Genomic DNA, 17,077 nt, shown 5'->3' on the forward strand with positions numbered 1-17,077 from the left:
TGCCAAGAAGGAGTGAACCATGATCTTCGATAAGGAATCAGATTTCGAGGAGAACGTCATCACCGTGTTGCAACAGCATGGCTGGAAGGATGGCGTACTTAAGTATCCGACCGAACATGATCTGCTCGAGAACTGGAAATCCATCCTCTACCGCAACAACTGCGGCATCGATCATCTGGGCAAATATCCGCTGACTGACGGCGAAATGGCACAGATCATCGAACAGATCGAGGAACTGCGCACGCCGCTCGCGCTCAACTCGTTCGTCAACGGCCGCACCGTCTCCATCAAACGCGACAACAAAGAAGACAAAGCGCATTTCGGCAAGGAAGTCAGCCTCTACATCTACGACCGGCAGGAGATCGCTGGCGGCAAAAGCACATACCAGATCGCACAGCAACCGGTCTATCCGGCTAAAAACAAGATACTCAACTCGCGTCGCGGCGACCTCGAGCTGCTCATCAATGGCATGCCGCTCATCCACATCGAATTGAAGCGCAGCGGCGTACCCGTCAGCCAGGCGACCAACCAGATCGAAAAATACGCGCACGAAGGCGTATTCACCGGACTGTTCAGGCTCGTGCAGGTATTCGTTGCCATGAACCCCGACGATGCTGTGTACTTCGCCAATCCGGGCACGGGCCGATTCAATCCGAGTTACTACTTCCATTGGGCTGATGTCACCAACGAGCCCATTTGCGCCAACCATCATCCGGGCGCTGACGAATGGAAGAAAATCATCGGCGGTGTCTCTGGTACTGCAGGACTACTGTCCATTCCGATGGCGCACCAGCTTATCGGTTTCTACACCGTCGCCGATTCGACGGACGGTTGTCTCAAAGTGTTACGTAGTTACCAGTACTATGCTGCATCCGCCATTTCCGACGTGGCACGGCGATGCGATTGGGACACGCGCCCTGCTGTTCCAGGACGACCTGGCGGCTACATATGGCACACCACCGGATCCGGTAAGACCATGACCAGCTTCAAGTCGGCGCAACTCATCGCCGACTCGAAAGATGCCGACAAAGTCGTCTTCCTCATGGACCGTATCGAACTCGGAACACAGTCACTTGAGGAATACCGCGGATTCGCCGACAGTGAGGACGATGTGCAAGGCACCGAAAACACGAGCGAGCTGCGGCACAAACTGCGTCCGGATGCGAAAGGTGTCAACAATCCGTCGAACAGACTCATCGTCACTTCCATTCAAAAAATGAGCAATATCAAGCTCGGAGAAAATGGCATCACTCAAGCCGAACTCGACGAACTCGGCAAACAGCGCATCGTATTTATCGTCGACGAATGTCATCGCTCCACGTTTGGTGACATGTTGCAAACCATTCGTCGTTCCTTCCCGAACGCGTTGTTCTTCGGTTTCACGGGTACTCCCATCCTCGACGAAAACCAGAAGAAACATGCCACCACGTCGATGATCTTCGGCAACGAACTCCATCGTTACAGTATTGCCGACGGCATTCGTGACCACAACGTACTCGGATTCGACCCCTATATGGTGACCACCTACAAGGATTCGGATGTACGACGTATGGTCGCGCTCGACAAGTCAAAAGCCGGCAGCGTGGACGAGGCGCTCGCCGATCCCGCGAAAGCGGCCGTATACGAGCACTATATGGATAAACGTCAAGTGCCTATGGGGCCAATGGTCGATGATGCCGGCAACGATATCAAAGGCATCGAGGACTATCTGCCGATCGCACAGTACGGCATCGGACGGCCTCATCCGCAGATGGTGGTCGATGACATCCTCGAACAGTTCCCAGTGCTCAGCCACGGCAACAAATTCCATGCGATGCTCGCCACCAGTTCCATTCCCGAAGCCATTAACTACTATCGTCTCTTCAAGGCGCAAGCTCCTGATCTGCATGTCACCGCATTGTTCGACCCGAATATCGACAACAATGCCGGCGCCACCGTGAAGGAAGACGCATTAGTTGAAATCATCACTGATTACAACACGATGTTCGGCAAGGACTTCACTATCCCAACATGGCCGGCCATGAAGAAGGACGTTTCCTCGCGTTTGTCGCATAAAGCCCCGTATGGCATGATCGACACGAACCGCGATGCGCGACTTGACTTGCTCATTGTCGTAGATCAGATGCTTACCGGTTTCGATTCGAAATGGGTAAACACGCTCTACCTCGACAAGATCATCGACTACGAGAGCATCATCCAGGCATTCAGCCGCACCAACCGACTGTTCGGCCCCGACAAGCCGTTCGGCACAATTCGCTACTATCGCAAGCCTCATACCATGCGCGGCTATATCGCCGCCGCCGTCAAACTGTATTCCGGTGATCGGCCGGTTGATCTATTCGTCCAAAAACTGCCGAAAAACATCGACTGTATGGATGCACGATTCGCTGAAATCAAAGATGTATTCACGGCAGCTGGAATACAGGACTTCACGCAACTACCAGAATCGGTGGAAGCGAGGCGCAAATTCGCCAAGGAGTTCGTGGTGTTAAACGAATACCTCGAAGCAGCGAAAGTACAAGGCTTCACTTGGGAGCAACCGGAACTTGAGATCACGGATGAGGACGGCGGGCATACGATCGTGCGACCAACGATCGATGAACGCACATACCTCATCCTCGTGCAGCGATACAAGGAACTGTTCGACGGAGGCAACCCACGCGACGACGATGGTGACGATACGGAAGCACCATACGATCTTGATGGGCATATCACCGAAATCGATACCGGACTCATCGACACCGACTACATGAATGCCAACTTCGACAAATGGCTTAAGGCGCTCGCTGAAAACAGCCCCGAACTGGAGATCGCATCGCAGGAACTGCACCGGTCATTCGCCGCACTGTCCGCCGACGAACAGCGGCTCGCCGAACTGTTCCTGCATGATGTCGAACGTGGTGACGTACACATTGACCCCGGCATGACCTTACGTGACTACATTACCCGGTATGCGCGGCGTGAAAAGGACGAACAAATCGACAAACTCGTGGAACGCTTCGGCGTGAAACGCTCATTATTGGAAGAGTTCACCGGTATTCTCGTCAACGAAACGAATATCAATGAATTCGGTCGTCTCGATAACCTCTTTGCATCCATTGATAAGAAACGGTCAAAAGCAGTGTTGGAGCAGCTTCGACATGCAACTATTCCGCAACCCAAAGTGAACCGTGAAGTACGTGGATTGCTGCGACGGTTTGTGCTTGAGGGCGGGTTTGATGTAGACGCTGCACTTGGACGAGACGATGCGCAACCAGCACAGTAAGCCATTGATGCTGCTATGTAGCCCAACGCTGATAGTCTGTCAGACAGTCGAAATCGTTGAACAATCGTATTCCCTGCAAACTCAAGGAGTAATGAATGGCTGAGAACACCGAACATCTCGCCCTGTGGGGCGGTCGCTTTACCTCTGGCCCCTCGCCGGAGCTCGCCCGCCTGTCGAAGTCCACCCAGTTTGACTGGCGACTGGCCGACGATGACATCGCCGGTTCCCGCGCCCACGCGCGCGCCCTCGGCCGTGCGGGACTGCTCACTCCCGATGAACTGCAGCGCATGGAAGCAGCTCTCGATGAACTGCAGCGCCGCGTCGACTCCGGCGCGTTCGCTCCCATCGAAGACGACGAGGATGAGGCCACCGCGCTGGAACGTGGCCTGATCGCCATCGCCGGCAACGAACTCGGCGGCAAGCTGCGCGCCGGCCGCTCCCGCAATGATCAGATCGCATGCCTCATCCGCATGTGGCTGCGCCGCCACAGCCGCATCATCGCCGGCCAGCTGCTCGCCCTCGCCTCCGCGCTCATCGAACAGTCTGAAAAAGCCGGCCGCACCGTCATGCCGGGCCGCACCCACATGCAGCACGCTCAGCCTGTCCTGCTCGCGCATCAACTTATGGCCCACGTGTGGCCGCTGCTGCGCGACGTGCAGCGTCTGGTCGACTGGGACAAGCGCATCGACGCTTCCCCGTACGGTTCCGGCGCGCTCGCCGGCAACACGCTCGGCCTTGAGCCGGTCGCTGTCGCGCACGAGCTCGGCTTCACCAACGTCACCAATAATTCGATTGACGGTACTGCTTCGCGCGATCTCGTTGCCGAATTCGCGTTCGTTGCCGCGATGACCGGCGTCGACATCAGCCGTCTTTCCGAAGAGATCATCATTTGGAACACGCAGGAGTTCGCGTTCGTTAAGCTCGACGACGCGTATTCGACCGGCTCGTCGATCATGCCGCAGAAGAAGAACCCGGATATCGCCGAGCTCGCACGTGGCAAGTCCGGCCGCCTCATCGGTGACCTGACCGGTTTGCTCGCCACGCTCAAGGGTCTGCCGACCGCATACGCGCGTGACCTGCAGGAAGACAAAGAGGCCGTGTTCGACCAGGTTGACACGCTCGAAGTCCTATTGCCCGCGTTCACCGGCATGGTTGCCACCATGCAGTTCGACCATGATCGTCTTGAAGCGGAAGCTCCGACCGGTTTTGCTCTGGCCACCGATATCGCCGAATGGCTCGTCAAGAACGGCGTGCCGTTCCGCCACGCGCACGAACTGTCTGGCGCATGCGTCAAGCTCGCCGAAGGTCGCGGTCAGGAACTGTGGGATTTGACGGACGAGGACTTCATCGACGTGTTCAAGGACTTCCTGCCGGCCGACCTCGCACCACAGGTGCGCGAAGTGCTCTCCACTGAAGGCTCCGTCACCGCGCGCAACGGCCGCGGCGGCACGTCACCGGCCCGCGTGCGTGAACAGATCGCCAGTGCCAAGTCCCTGATCGAAACGCTGCGCGCATTCGCCAAGTCCACCAGCGACGGCAGCGCTTATAAGTCGCCTGAATCCCTGCGATAACAACAAAACCTAATGGCCCTCTATAGCAAGCTAAGCCTGCTATAGAGGGCCATTTTGTTGATTGGCTGCCTGTGTGCGGGGAAAAAGGAGAAGTCATCCTGCGCTAGGCTGACGTTGCGCTCACCGCAGTTCATCCGATCGAATGAGCACACCCGTTACGTCATCGTCCTACAATCAGAGCGGAACTCAACGAATACACGCACATCGTCGGGATACGGGATACACAGGGGGTATCGTGCTAACACGCGATCAGATACGCGCACTAGTGAATAAACACGGTCACGACATTCTTAACCATCCGCACATGCGTATCGAACAATGCTGCTATCAGCATGGTGCGGTTACTACATTCGCGCATTCTATTCGCGTTGCTTGCCTCGCGGTCTGGTTCGCTGACCGACTGCACTTATGGCATCGCGTAGACTTGCGTTCCCTGATTCGCGCCGCACTGTTACACGATTACTTTCTATACGATTGGCATGATTGGGATGATGGGGTGCACCGCCTGCACGGCTTTACGCATGGGCGTGCCGCACTCATCAATGCGTTGCAAGACTTTAGGCTCAACCGCATCGAACGCGACAGTATCGCCAACCACATGTTCCCCATGACGCCAACGCCGCCACGCTTCATTGAAGGTTATCTGGTGACGATGGCTGACAAAATTAGCGCCACGCGTGAAACCTTCAGCATGGAACGTTTTGCTAAGCCAGCACGAGCTGAACTTGTGCGTTCGAGTATCCAGTCGAAGGATACTCGGGCATGATTATCCTCGAACAACTCTTTCTATGGTTTTTGTTTTATAGCTTCTGCGGTTGGGTGTACGAGTCAATCCTCGTTTCCGTACAAGAGCACAGGCCAGTCAACCGTGGTTTTCTCAACGGCCCATTATGCCCGATCTATGGTACGGGTGCAGTTCTCGCTATTGTTTTGCTGGGTAGCGTGCGCAATCCTGCGCTCGTATTCGTGATTTCTGCTGTTGGCGCGTGCCTTCTTGAATATGCCACTTCATGGGCGATGGAAAAAATGTTTCATGCGCGCTGGTGGGATTATTCCAACTTCCGGTTCAACCTCAACGGTCGCATTTGCCTGATAGGTGCGCTCGTATTCGGTATTGGGGGAGTGACAATCGTCAACGTGATCCAGCCGCAGGTTGCTGATGTGACGGCGATGATACCGATGCAAATGCTGCATTGGTTGAGCGTAGCGTGCGCAATCCTCGCTGCAATCGACACAGTGGTTACTGTGGCCGGCGTGGTGAATCTTGAAGATAGTCTCGGTCAGCTCAAAGCAACCGTTAGTCGGTACGGTGACGCGATGCGCGAACGTATTGGCGCAGTTGGCGATGCGGTAAGTGATGCTTCCGGTAAGGTTGGAGAAACCTGGCAGTCTGGTAAAGACATGTCAATGGAACTGATGTTGAAAGTGCGTGACGCCGCCGGCTCCATGCTGAACCGTCAGCAACGTCGTATGATCGCCTCATTCCCGAAGCTGCGCACCGAACACAACAATGAAATGCTGCAGCAGTTGCGCGATACGTTCGAAAAACTGTACCGCGGTCGCTGAAGATCGTTTATGGCTGCTTACGGTCACTTAAGGCCACCAAAACGGCGTGCGCTCTTGCTGTCGGCCTGTTCTGCGAGACTGATAGGCGCATAAAACCCACAATTTGATAGGGAGAAACGACAGTTATGGCTCACGTCATCGATTTCAAGGAGGCCGGATTCGATTCCGTCCTCGATGAACTGGAATGGCGCGGGTTGATTTCGCAGTCCACTGACCGCGATCAGCTCGCCGAGGCGCTGAACGGAGAGCCGATCACCTATTATTGTGGGTTCGATCCAACCGCCGCGTCGCTGCACATCGGCAATCTTGTTCAGCTCATTAACATGCGCCACTTGCAGGCTGCAGGTCATCACCCGATCGCCCTCGTTGGCGGTGCGACCGGTCTGATTGGCGATCCGCGCCAGTCGGGTGAGCGCACGCTGAACCCGAAGGACGTGGTGGCCGGCTGGGCTGAGCGCCTCAAAAACCAGATCGGCGGTATTCTCGACACTACCGGCGATAATCCGGTGCGTTTTGTCTCCAACTACGACTGGACTGCGCAGATGTCCGTTATCGACTTCCTGCGCGATGTTGGTAAGAACTTCCGTTTGGGCACCATGCTTGCCAAAGATACGGTTGCGCGTCGTCTGAACTCCGAAGAGGGCATCTCGTTCACTGAGTTCAGCTACCAGGTGCTGCAGGGCAATGATTTCTTACACCTGTTTGACGAGTACGGCTGCACGCTGGAGATCGGCGGCTCTGACCAGTGGGGCAATCTCACTTCCGGCATGGATCTGATTCGTAAGGTGCGTGGCGCCACGGTGAACGTGTTCACCAGCCCGATTATCACCGATGCGAGCGGCAAGAAGTTCGGCAAGTCTGAAGGCAATGCCGTGTGGATTGACGGCACTATGCTCAGCCCATACAAGTTCTACCAGTTCTGGTTCAACCGCCCGGACGTGGAAATGGAAAGCCTGTTGAAGGCATTCACGTTCCTGCCGAAGACTGAGATTGAGCGTCTGGTGGAAGAGTCTAAGACTAATCCTGGCGCGCGTGAAGCACAGAAAACGCTTGCTTGGGAAGTGACGAGCTTCGTGCACGGCGAGGCCGCAACTCAAGCTGCAATTGATGCTTCTGCTGCTTTGTTCGGCCGTGGCGGCGACCTCGATTCCATTGATGAGAACACGCTTGAGGCTGCGATTGACGGCTTGAAGGTTGAAGACGAGAACGGTGAGAAAGCATTCGCGGCTGTGGCTGCAGGCGATCGCGTAACTGAGGCTGGCGTGAAGGCTGGTCTGTTTAAGTCGATTTCTGAAGCACGTCGCGCGGTCAAGTCTGGTGGCGTGTACCTCAACAACGCTCGCGTTGAAGATGAGGAACAGACACTGGGTGAAGCTGACTTCTTGCATGGTCGTTTCGCACTGATTCGCCGTGGTAAGAAGGCCCTCGGCGCGGTCGAAAAGCACTGATTTTTGAAACAACTGATGTAAAGGACATCGATGGCAGAAGAACACGGCCGCTCGGGCGGCAACTACGGCAATCGCAAATCCTACGGTTCTGGCCGTTCTGGTAATGGCTCCGGTCGTTCGTTCGGCGGATCTCGTGGCGGTTCGCGCGGCGGCTACCGTGGTGGTAAGTCTGGCGGCTTCCACAAGGATGGCGGCTTCCACAAGGATGGTGGCTTCCGTAAGAACGGACATCGCGATGGAGAAGGTTTCCGCCGCGATCATGAAGGTGCCGGCGAAGGTCGCGAGTTCCGCCGTGATTTCCAGCGTGATGGCGAACGCGGCGGCTACCGCGGTCGTTCTCACGATGGCATGAACAAGGGCGGTTTCCGTCGTGATGATGATCGTCGCGGTGGTCGTAATTTCCATCGTGATAATGATCGTCGTGACTTCCGTCGTGACGGTGAGCGTAATGATCGTGGTGGTTTCCGTCGCGATGACCGCAAGGATGATCGCCGCGATTTCCATCGCGATGGTGACAACCCGCGCTACCAGCGCAACGATCGCAATGATCGTAATGGCGAGCGTAGCTTCCGTCGTGATGATGATCGCCGTGGTGGTCGTAATTTCCATCGTGATAATGATCGTCGTGACTTCCGTCGTGACGGTGAGCGTAATGATCGTGGTGGTTTCCGCCGCGATAATCGTAGGGATGATCGTCGCGATGATCGCCGTAACGACAACGCTACCGAGCGTCGCGAGTTTACTCCGCAGGAGAAGCGCGAATATCGCGACACGAAGCGCCGCGAATATATGGAGCGTGGCCCACGCCGCAACTCCGACGGCACGATGAGCTTCCCCTCGCAGAACCCGTACACTGCGCGCCGCCCTGACGAGCCGAAGATGCCGAAGGGCATGGAATGGAACATGCTCTCCAAGGACGAGCGCGAACGTTTGCGCGGCCTGTCCAAGGAGCATGCAGAAAACATTGGTCTGCATATTCTGGCTGCCTACGCGCTGGAAGAGAAGGACCCGCAGGGTGCTCTGGCCCATGCTAAGTGGGTGGCACGTCAGGCATCCCGTATCGACTTCGCGCGCGAAACGCTGGCATTCATTGCCTACCGTCAGGGCGACTATAAGCTTGCACTGCGCGAGTTCCGTACCGCATACCGTATGAACGGTTTCCTCGACTATCTGCCGTTCATCGCCGATTGCGAACGCGGTAATGGCGAACCCCGCAAGGCCATCGAAGTGGTACTCTCCGACGATGCGAAAGCATTGCGCGGTGAAGCCAAGGCTGAAATGTTCCTCGTATACGCTGGCGCACTTGCCGACCTCAAGCAGTGGGATAAGGCCATCGATATTGTGCACACGCTCGGCCGTTCTAAGGGCTTGAGCGGCGAATACCGTATGCGTGCAGTGCAGGCGGAACAGTACTTCCTCGAGGAGAGCGGCCGCAATGAGGATGCATCTAAGCTTGACTCGCTGCTTGACAAGCTGGAACTGCAGTATGCCGACGAAGACGAGGATGAAGCATCCGACGACGTGATCATCGATCACGATCTCGAACGTTTCTCTGACGATGAGCTTGACATGCTCGGTATCAGCGAAGACGACGCCCAGTATGCGCCTGATAACTATGGTGATACTGACAAGGATGCTCAGTTCGATGACGACAGCGAATCTGACGACGCTGAAGATACCGACGATGCTGACGACGAGTCGGCTAACGCTCCCGCAGTCGTTGAAAACGATGAGCAGCCTGCACAGTCCGCTGGTGATGATCCTGCAGCAGATGAAGAAGAACTGCCTGCACAGGAAGCGCAGGACGGTGTCGATTCCGTTATCGAACCAGCAGGTGACGGTATTGATGATGCTGCCGATGAGAATGATGCTGCTGATGCGGAAGCTGAAGGCGAAGCTGAGTAACCTATGACCACCATGCTCAAATCCACTACCGAGTCCATTGCGGCCACATACCGTCTAGCATTGCTTGACCTTGACGGTGTTGTATACCGCGGTAAGAACCCGGTCGAATATGCGGCCGAATCCATTCGAGCTGCCGAGGCTGTGGGCATGCAGGTGGAATACACCACCAACAATTCGTCGCGTTTCCAGCACGTGGTTGCCGATCAATTGCGCGGTTTCGATCTTGATGTCGAGCCGCGCCAGGTCATCACCTCATCCGTGGTGGCTGCACGCATGGTCGCGCGCCACGTGCCGAAAGGCGCGAAAGTGCTGGTACTTGGGGCCGAACACTTGCGCGAAGAAGTCGCAGGGCAAGGACTCATTGTTGTTGACCATGCTGAGCAGAATCCGGATGCCGTTATTCAAGGCTGGTATCCAGACATGTCGTGGAATGAGATGGCACAAGTCGCGTATGCGGTTGAACGTGGCGCACAGTATTTCGTCACCAATCGTGATCTGACCATTCCACGCGAGCTGGGTATTGCTCCAGGCTGCGGTTCGATGATTCAAGCAGTCATCAATGCTACTGGTGTCAATCCAATCGCTTCCGCTGGCAAACCAGAATCAGCCATGTATGACGAGGCACGTTTGCTGGCTGCGGGGGAGGGGAACGATCCCGTTGCTAAGGAAGCATGCTTAGCTATTGGCGATCGACTCGACACGGATATCGAAGCTGGCAATCGCGGCGGCTACGATTCACTCGCAGTGCTCACTGGCGTCACCAATCCACACGAGCTGATGCTCGCTCCCGCACATTTGCGCCCCACGTATATCGTTAAGGATTTGCGCGGACTGCTGGAAGCACAGCCAGCCGTCAGCCAGAATGCAGATGGTGTATGGCAGTGTGGTGACGCAACCGCAGAACTCGATACAGTGGCTAGTACGCTGACCGTCAGTGATACTAGTTCGATGAATGCGCTGCGTGCTGCCTGCAATGCAATGTGGGATTACGCCGATCATGGTGGTAATCCGACAGCAATTACACTGCCTGATTTTGCACTGTAAATAAACGAGATCATTACCGTGTACCCGCCGTGGCATTGCCCGCTGGCGGGTGCACGCGTAAGTAAGGAGTCAACTATGGTCAACGATGTGAGTGAACACACGAACACCAGTCATGACTCTTCTCACACGCAATCTTCTACGCAGCATGGTGACGTGACACAGCGCTTTCCGCAACTTGCCAATATCGACAGTACAGACGACGCTCAACGCATTGAGATATTCAAATCTGTGCTTGACCAGCTCAACCACGAACTCGATACCATCAAATAGCGCACGATAATACCAAGCCAATAAGCAACAAACTCGCACACAGGAGACCGATATGCCGAGACTTGATTCGCTGCTCGTAGACCTTGGCCTTATCGACAGCCGATCAAAAGCACAACGGCTCATTCGCGAAGGTCACGTGTTCGTCGACGGCAAACCCGCTGCAAAATCATCCATGAGCGTAACCGCAACCGCGCCAATCACCGTAGACAAAGGTGACGATTACGTGTCACGCGGAGCCTACAAGCTCGTAGGAGCTTTCGACGCATTTGCAGATCAAGGACTGACCAGTCCACGAGACTTGCACTGCCTTGATATTGGCGCCTCCACCGGAGGATTTACTGAAGTATTACTACGCCGTGGCGCAGCACAAGTCATCGCCCTCGATGTTGGCCACGATCAGCTTGACGCGCGCATCGCCGATGATCCTCGCGTGATACGCATGGACGGCGTCAACATTCGCGATGTTACCGCTGACAGTCTGCCATACCGGCCACAGATGATCGTCTCCGACGTATCCTTTATTTCGCTCACCTACGTGATTCCAGTTATTGCGCGCATTGCTGCCCCCGGCGCGCATATCGTGCTACTGGTCAAACCACAGTTTGAAGTCGGCCGTGAAGGGCTCGACCGGCATGGCATCGTTGAAGATCCTGCATTGCGCGAACAGGCGCTGCGCGATGTTGTGCAATGTGCAGGAGAGCACGGTTTGCAGGTTGTGGCGACATGCGATTCGCCTATTGAGGGTACATATGGAAATGTGGAGTATTTGCTGTATGCACGTGCCCTTAACAAGGCGTAAGGGCTTTACCTTAGCCTCGTATAAACTTATCAATATTGTTTTCTTTGCCCATGATGATGAGTTCGTCGTTGCGGTGCATGATGAGCTCTTTGGAACCGTATTCGAACTCTTTGCCGGGAGATTTAATACCCACCACGGTAATCGCGTAGCGTTCATGCACTTTCGCATCTTCGATAGAATAACCAACGACGTGCGGGGGAGTGTGAATCTTCACAACTGTGTGAGCACCCTCAATTTCAATGTAATCAAGATAATTGCCACTCACCAAGTGCCCCACACGCTTACCAGCATCCGTCTCAGCATTGATAATGTGACGCGCACCAATACGCTGCAAAATACGCGCATGCTGCTGCGACACTGACTTCGCCCACAAGTCACTAATACCAGCATCCAACAAATTACCAGTAGTAATTACCGACGCTTCAACACTATCGCCGATAGCCACCACAGCAGTATCAAAATCAGAAGCATTCAACTGCTCAACAGCCAGCACATCAGTCATATCAGCTTGCACAGTCGGCACCTGAGACGACCACCGGTTCACCAGTTCCGGATCCTTATCAACAGCCAGCACATCCTGCCCCATCGCATCCAGCGTGGTCGCTACCGAACTGCCAAAACGGCCAAGTCCCACCACCAAAACGCTTCTATTGCTGTGAGCCATAATCGGCGAACCCTTTCCTTAACGTTTCTGTTCACATCCTATGCGCACAAGCTTGCCGCGCGCAAACCATGCAAACAGCGCGTCACCCTACAACAATCGGTTCACTCGGATAACGCACCGCTTCCAGCGCGCGCGGACGACTAATCGCATACGCAATGGTCATCGGTCCAAGCCTGCCAATCACCATCGCAAGCGCGAGAATACACAATGCTGCAGGGCTATCCTCACGCGCTACACCCACCGAATAGCCACCCAAGCCAAACGACGAACACGCATCAAACATCGCGTCAGTCAGCGAGCAATTCGTCACCAACATCAAGGCAATAGAAGAAGCCAACACCACCATAAAACACGCGGTAGTAATACTCACAGCAGTCATCGCAGCCTGCGTATGAATACGACGGTGAAAAGCGTTAATGTCCTTATGCCCCGTGAATGCTGCGCGACACACCAGCATAATCATCGCAAACGTAGTGACTCTAATACCGCCAGCAGTAGACGTACTGCCACCACCAATAAACATGATGATGCTCATGAACACCTTGGTTGGCTCGCTTACTTGCGGCACCCACGAAAGATCAAAGCCAGAACTACGCGGCATTACTGCGGCCACCACGGCATACCGCATACGCGTTTCAACATCAGCGTTTTTAAACAGGAACGGATTATCCCACTCCACCAACAAAAACCAAGTAAGTGAAGTCAGTACCAAGCAGAACGTTGTCACTAACGTGATCTTGGTATGCAAGCTCCAACGCTTCGGTGGCGTGTGATGACGAATGCATCGCATAAGATTCAGCAACACTGGAAAGCCCAACGTGCCACAAAAAGCGGAGAGCATAATCGGCATGCCAACCGCCCAATTATTCACATGAAGACCCACGTTATCCGGTGTAAAACCAGCATTGTTATACGACATCACCGCAAAGAACAATGCTTCCCACATGCTGTTGCGCATATCGCCTTCATTGATATGTAACAAGCCGGGGAACAGAGCAAAAAACGTGATAGTCTCGATGACGAACGTGGTGGTAATCACCACAGTAAGCACGCCTTTAATTTCGGAAAGTTTAGTGGTACCGAGTTCGTTCGCGGTCAGTAATCGCTGTGACGCTTTAATGTGATGATTGACTGCCAAGGCGATTAACGACGCAAACGTCATAACGCCTAAACCACCCATCTGCACAGAAATCAATAACACCACCTGGCCGAACAACGTCCAGTGCGTGGTGGTATTCACAATCGAAATACCGCAAGTTGACAGTGCAGAAACAGCGGTAAAGAACGCGGTAATAAATGGTGTTGGCTCATCGCCATGCGAAGCTGCTGGCAAACATAGCAGTGTTGTAGAAATAACCACCAACAACAGAAAATAGATGATGGTCAAACGCCCAGGATGTGAAGTCAAGTGATGAAGCAGATCGCGTTTGCGCGGCGTGTGCTCCTCCGCGGCAGCTTTCTCAAACGTGTCGCCAGAGAACCACCATGCGTAGCCGCGTGAAGCCTCCCGATTGGAGGAGGATTCGTCAAAGACGAGGTTCGACATGCCCCTCTCTCCTTGTACATCTCAATATGTTTCGTCATTGCCTATGTTCGTCACAGGCGGGTGTGCAACGACACTATTCTAGTCACGGCCTGGAGTAATACATTTACGCGCATGCTATGGCAGTATGCGATGGGCGGTGCTACGGCGTGGCGCTAATAAGCAGGCGGCGTGTCATGCGAACAGCTGTTCGAAATTTCGCTTGGTTCAGATAGGATAAATACAGTTCTGGATTCCTGCAGGCAAGGGGGATGCGATGGTTAATGTACGTCATGCAGTGGTGGTGACGCACTCGCGTCTTCGTGAAACTGGAACCGTAGTTGCTGAAGCAGTGGCACAGTTGCAACGTGCTGGATTTGACGTGTCGATTATTGACAATGTTGAAGCGCCAGCGTTTGGCGGTGTGACGCGCACGGTAGATGAAGATACCGAGATTGTGGTTGTGCTGGGCGGCGATGGCACGATTCTGCGAGCGGCTGAACTCGTGCATTGTACGCAAGTGCCAATCTTGGGCGTGAATCTTGGCCACGTTGGTTTTCTTGCGGAGTTTGAAAGCTTCCAAATGAGTGAAGCGATTCGACGGATTGCCGCACACGACTATTCCATTGACGAGCGCATGATCGCGCACGTAGATGTGTGGATGCCGGGTGCTGATAAGCCGTTGGAAGATTGGGCGCTAAACGACATTACTGTAGAGCGAGCAGACCGCGGCAAAATGGTGGAATTGTCAATTCGCGTAGACGATGTGGAAATGAGCTCGTTTGGGTGTGATGGCGTGATTGTTTCCACACCTACAGGTTCAACGGCGTACGCATTCTCGGCTGGCGGGCCGATTATGTGGCCGAATGTGAAAGCATTACAACTGGTGCCATTGGCAGCGCACGCGCTTTTTGCTCGCCCGCTGATTATTGGCGCTGGTTCAACATTCGAGCTGGATATTCTTGAAGATTCCTCATCTGAAGGGTGGATTTGTTGCGACGGTCGCCGTCAGTGCGCGCTGCCGAAGGGAACGCGTATTCAGGTGCGCGAATCAAAAAGCACACTGCGACTTGCACGACTGTCCGGAGTGCCGTTCACGAATCGCTTGGTAACTAAGTTTGATTTGCCGGTAGTTGGTTGGCGTGAGCATGCGCGCGGTGGGGCTGCAAGACGCGGGGGAGCTGGTACGGATACTGGTCGGTCTGCGGCTGGGTCCGGGGCGACTGAGCAAAACAATCGGACAGGAGCTGTGAATGCTTGAGGAACTAGAGATTCATGATCTTGGTCCTATTCATCAAGCATTGTTAACGCCAGCACCTGGCATGACCGCCATCACCGGTGAAACTGGCGCTGGTAAGTCAATGCTATTGAGCGCTATTCGGCTGATTTCTGGCGGTACTGCTGATTCGGGGCGTGTGCATACTGGGGCTCGCGAAGCATGGGCGCAAGGCGTGTTTGCGGTTGGAGCAGTCTCGCCAGTGCTTCAAGCAGCACGTGAGGCTGGTGTTGAACCAGATGATGGCGAATTGTTTTTATCGCGTACGGTGCCGGTATCTGGTAGGTCGCGAGCGGTATTAAGCGGTCGCAGCGTACCGCGAGCGGTGTTGGGAAATATCGCGTCTCAACTGGTAACGATTCACGGGCAAACCGACCAGTTGCGTATCGCTTCAGCGGCGAAACAGCGCGAATTTCTTGATGCCGTATCCGGTGATGATACTGAGCTTATTGCATATCGTGAAGCGTGGAACGCATTACATGATATGGATGTGCGTTTGGAGCGTATGCGAACGCAAGAATCTTCCGCACGTCAGCAAGCTGATTATCTGCGCGAATCTATTGAGCGTATCAATCGAGTGAACCCGCAACCCGGTGAGGATGAGGAGTTGAAAACTCGACGGTCACGTATTGAAAACGCTGCTGATATTGCGCAAGGCGTGTCTGGTGCTCTAGCCGCATTGGATGCCTCACAGGTGAGTGTTGACTCTGATGAGATGAGCGCATCCGACTTGTTAAATCGCGCAGTTGACGCATTGCGCGGTATTCATGCTGACGGTGATTTCAACGAGTTAGCTGATCGACTTGAATCATTGAACGCTGACCTGTCAGACATTGTATTCTCGCTCACGCAAGAGTTAGATGATGAGGAAAGCGTTGAAGACCTTGACACGATTAACTCACGAATTCATGAGCTAGGCGAACTGACGAGGCGTTGGGGGCCGACGCTTGCCGACGTGATCGCGTGGCGAGATAAAGCAGTGTTTGATGTTGAAGATCTTGATGCGTCGCCTGAAAAAATCGCCGAACTTGAAGCTGAGCGAGAACGGTTACGCAAAACGGCTGTTGCTGCGGCTGGCAAGCTGAGTCAAGCGCGCACTGCAGCAGCAGAACGTTTGTCAACGCGTGTCACTGATGAATTAGCATCCTTGGCTATGGCAGGTTCTGCGCTTGATATTCGTGTTACCCCGCGAACTGGCGATACTGCGCTTGACGCTAACGGTGGCGACGATATCGCGTTCCTTTTCACTCCGTATGAAGGCTCTCCGCAATTGCCAATGGGCAAAAGTGCGTCGGGTGGCGAATTAAGCCGTCTGATGCTCGCATTGGAGCTTTCAGCCGCGGATATGCGTGCGGGGAACAAGGCTGATAGTCAGCGCGATAATCACGATCGTACTGAGACCGTTCGCTCTGATATGACCTTCATTTTCGATGAGGTTGACGCCGGTGTTGGCGGCAAGGCTGCGGTCGAGCTTGGGCGGCGTTTGGCACGTCTCGCGCGTTCAGCACAGGTAATTGTAGTCACGCACTTGGCACAAGTTGCCTCTTGGGCCGATGGACAGTTTGTAGTGACCAAAATTCCGCCGGATGCGGATGATGACGATTTAGGTGTTATTACCACCGTGGCTGAAGTACGAGACGATGCGCGCGTTCATGAGATTGCACGCATGCTCTCAGGTTCCGAATCCGAAGCGTCGCTTGACCATGCGCGTGAACTGCTTGCTGATTCACGACTGAAAGGATGAACG

13 protein-coding genes are annotated in these 17,077 nt (G+C 54.5%); 11 read left to right on the top strand and 2 right to left on the bottom strand.

Annotation, left to right across the window (positions count from 1 at the left end; genetic code table 11):
* Positions 1-19 precede the first annotated feature (19 nt).
* The 9 genes from D2E25_RS06060 (at position 20) to D2E25_RS06100 (ending at position 11,868) form a co-directional block, all read left to right on the top strand.
* Complete coding sequence (locus tag D2E25_RS06060) at positions 20-3,265, top strand: type I restriction endonuclease subunit R (protein ID WP_125980851.1); 3,246 nt, start codon at positions 20-22, stop codon at positions 3,263-3,265.
* Between the two features lie 95 nt (positions 3,266-3,360).
* Positions 3,361-4,836, top strand: coding sequence for an argininosuccinate lyase (argH, locus tag D2E25_RS06065; protein WP_125980853.1), 1,476 nt, complete (start codon positions 3,361-3,363; stop codon positions 4,834-4,836).
* A 235-nt stretch (positions 4,837-5,071) separates the two neighbouring features.
* A complete protein-coding gene (locus D2E25_RS06070; protein ID WP_125980855.1) occupies positions 5,072-5,602 on the top strand; it encodes an HD domain-containing protein in 531 nt (176 codons plus the stop codon).
* Positions 5,599-6,402, top strand: coding sequence for a putative ABC transporter permease (locus D2E25_RS06075; RefSeq protein WP_125980858.1), 804 nt, complete (start codon positions 5,599-5,601; stop codon positions 6,400-6,402). Before D2E25_RS06070 ends, D2E25_RS06075 begins: the two co-directional genes overlap by 4 nt.
* 125 nt (positions 6,403-6,527) lie before the next feature.
* Complete coding sequence (gene tyrS, locus D2E25_RS06080; protein WP_125980860.1) at positions 6,528-7,850, top strand: tyrosine--tRNA ligase; 1,323 nt, start codon at positions 6,528-6,530, stop codon at positions 7,848-7,850.
* 30 nt (positions 7,851-7,880) lie between these two features.
* On the top strand, positions 7,881-9,755 hold the full coding sequence (locus D2E25_RS06085) for a helicase (RefSeq protein WP_125980862.1): 1,875 nt from the start codon (positions 7,881-7,883) through the stop codon (positions 9,753-9,755).
* Between the two features lie 3 nt (positions 9,756-9,758).
* Positions 9,759-10,799 (top strand): HAD-IIA family hydrolase, encoded by a 1,041-nt coding sequence (locus D2E25_RS06090; protein WP_125980864.1) that lies wholly within the window; start codon positions 9,759-9,761, stop codon positions 10,797-10,799.
* Positions 10,800-10,874: 75 nt separating this feature from the next.
* Positions 10,875-11,069: a hypothetical protein gene (locus D2E25_RS06095; RefSeq protein ID WP_125980866.1), complete on the top strand. Its 195-nt coding sequence runs from the start codon at positions 10,875-10,877 to the stop codon at positions 11,067-11,069.
* Positions 11,070-11,121: 52 nt separating this feature from the next.
* Positions 11,122-11,868, top strand: a complete 747-nt coding sequence (locus D2E25_RS06100; protein WP_125980868.1) for a TlyA family RNA methyltransferase — start codon at positions 11,122-11,124, stop codon at positions 11,866-11,868.
* Between the two features lie 10 nt (positions 11,869-11,878).
* Here D2E25_RS06100 and D2E25_RS06105 read toward each other — a convergent pair whose 3' ends face one another.
* Together D2E25_RS06105 and D2E25_RS06110 are read right to left on the bottom strand one after the other, a co-directional pair.
* The gene (locus D2E25_RS06105) at positions 11,879-12,532 is read right to left on the bottom strand and encodes a potassium channel family protein (RefSeq protein ID WP_125980870.1); all 654 of its coding nucleotides are present in this window, start codon (positions 12,530-12,532) and stop codon (positions 11,879-11,881) included.
* Between the two features lie 82 nt (positions 12,533-12,614).
* The gene (locus tag D2E25_RS06110) at positions 12,615-14,078 is read right to left on the bottom strand and encodes a TrkH family potassium uptake protein (protein WP_125980872.1); all 1,464 of its coding nucleotides are present in this window, start codon (positions 14,076-14,078) and stop codon (positions 12,615-12,617) included.
* A gap of 253 nt (positions 14,079-14,331) precedes the next feature.
* Between D2E25_RS06110 and D2E25_RS06115 the strand changes: the two genes are divergently transcribed.
* Positions 14,332-15,315: an NAD kinase gene (locus D2E25_RS06115; protein ID WP_241217054.1), complete on the top strand. Its 984-nt coding sequence runs from the start codon at positions 14,332-14,334 to the stop codon at positions 15,313-15,315.
* Positions 15,308-17,074: a DNA repair protein RecN gene (gene recN, locus D2E25_RS06120; RefSeq protein WP_125980874.1), complete on the top strand. Its 1,767-nt coding sequence runs from the start codon at positions 15,308-15,310 to the stop codon at positions 17,072-17,074. The genes D2E25_RS06115 and recN overlap by 8 nt, the downstream gene beginning before the upstream one ends.
* Positions 17,075-17,077 lie beyond the last annotated feature (3 nt).

Source organism: Bifidobacterium goeldii (assembly GCF_003951095.1).
Classification (GTDB): Bacteria; Actinomycetota; Actinomycetes; order Actinomycetales; family Bifidobacteriaceae; genus Bifidobacterium; species Bifidobacterium goeldii.

What these genes read in the sequence shown, in the direction of transcription:
- D2E25_RS06060 (WP_125980851.1), top strand. Translation starts at nt 20, where the DNA reads ATGATCTTCGATAAGGAATCAGATTTCGAGGAGAACGTCATCACCGTG.
- argH (WP_125980853.1), top strand. Translation starts at nt 3,361, where the DNA reads ATGGCTGAGAACACCGAACATCTCGCCCTGTGGGGCGGTCGCTTTACC.
- D2E25_RS06075 (WP_125980858.1), top strand. Translation starts at nt 5,599, where the DNA reads ATGATTATCCTCGAACAACTCTTTCTATGGTTTTTGTTTTATAGCTTC.
- tyrS (WP_125980860.1), top strand. Translation starts at nt 6,528, where the DNA reads ATGGCTCACGTCATCGATTTCAAGGAGGCCGGATTCGATTCCGTCCTC.
- D2E25_RS06085 (WP_125980862.1), top strand. Translation starts at nt 7,881, where the DNA reads ATGGCAGAAGAACACGGCCGCTCGGGCGGCAACTACGGCAATCGCAAA.
- D2E25_RS06090 (WP_125980864.1), top strand. Translation starts at nt 9,759, where the DNA reads ATGACCACCATGCTCAAATCCACTACCGAGTCCATTGCGGCCACATAC.
- D2E25_RS06095 (WP_125980866.1), top strand. Translation starts at nt 10,875, where the DNA reads ATGGTCAACGATGTGAGTGAACACACGAACACCAGTCATGACTCTTCT.
- D2E25_RS06100 (WP_125980868.1), top strand. Translation starts at nt 11,122, where the DNA reads ATGCCGAGACTTGATTCGCTGCTCGTAGACCTTGGCCTTATCGACAGC.
- D2E25_RS06105 (WP_125980870.1), bottom strand. Translation starts at nt 12,532, where the DNA reads ATGGCTCACAGCAATAGAAGCGTTTTGGTGGTGGGACTTGGCCGTTTT.
- D2E25_RS06110 (WP_125980872.1), bottom strand. Translation starts at nt 14,078, where the DNA reads ATGTCGAACCTCGTCTTTGACGAATCCTCCTCCAATCGGGAGGCTTCA.
- D2E25_RS06115 (WP_241217054.1), top strand. Translation starts at nt 14,332, where the DNA reads ATGGTTAATGTACGTCATGCAGTGGTGGTGACGCACTCGCGTCTTCGT.
- recN (WP_125980874.1), top strand. Translation starts at nt 15,308, where the DNA reads ATGCTTGAGGAACTAGAGATTCATGATCTTGGTCCTATTCATCAAGCA.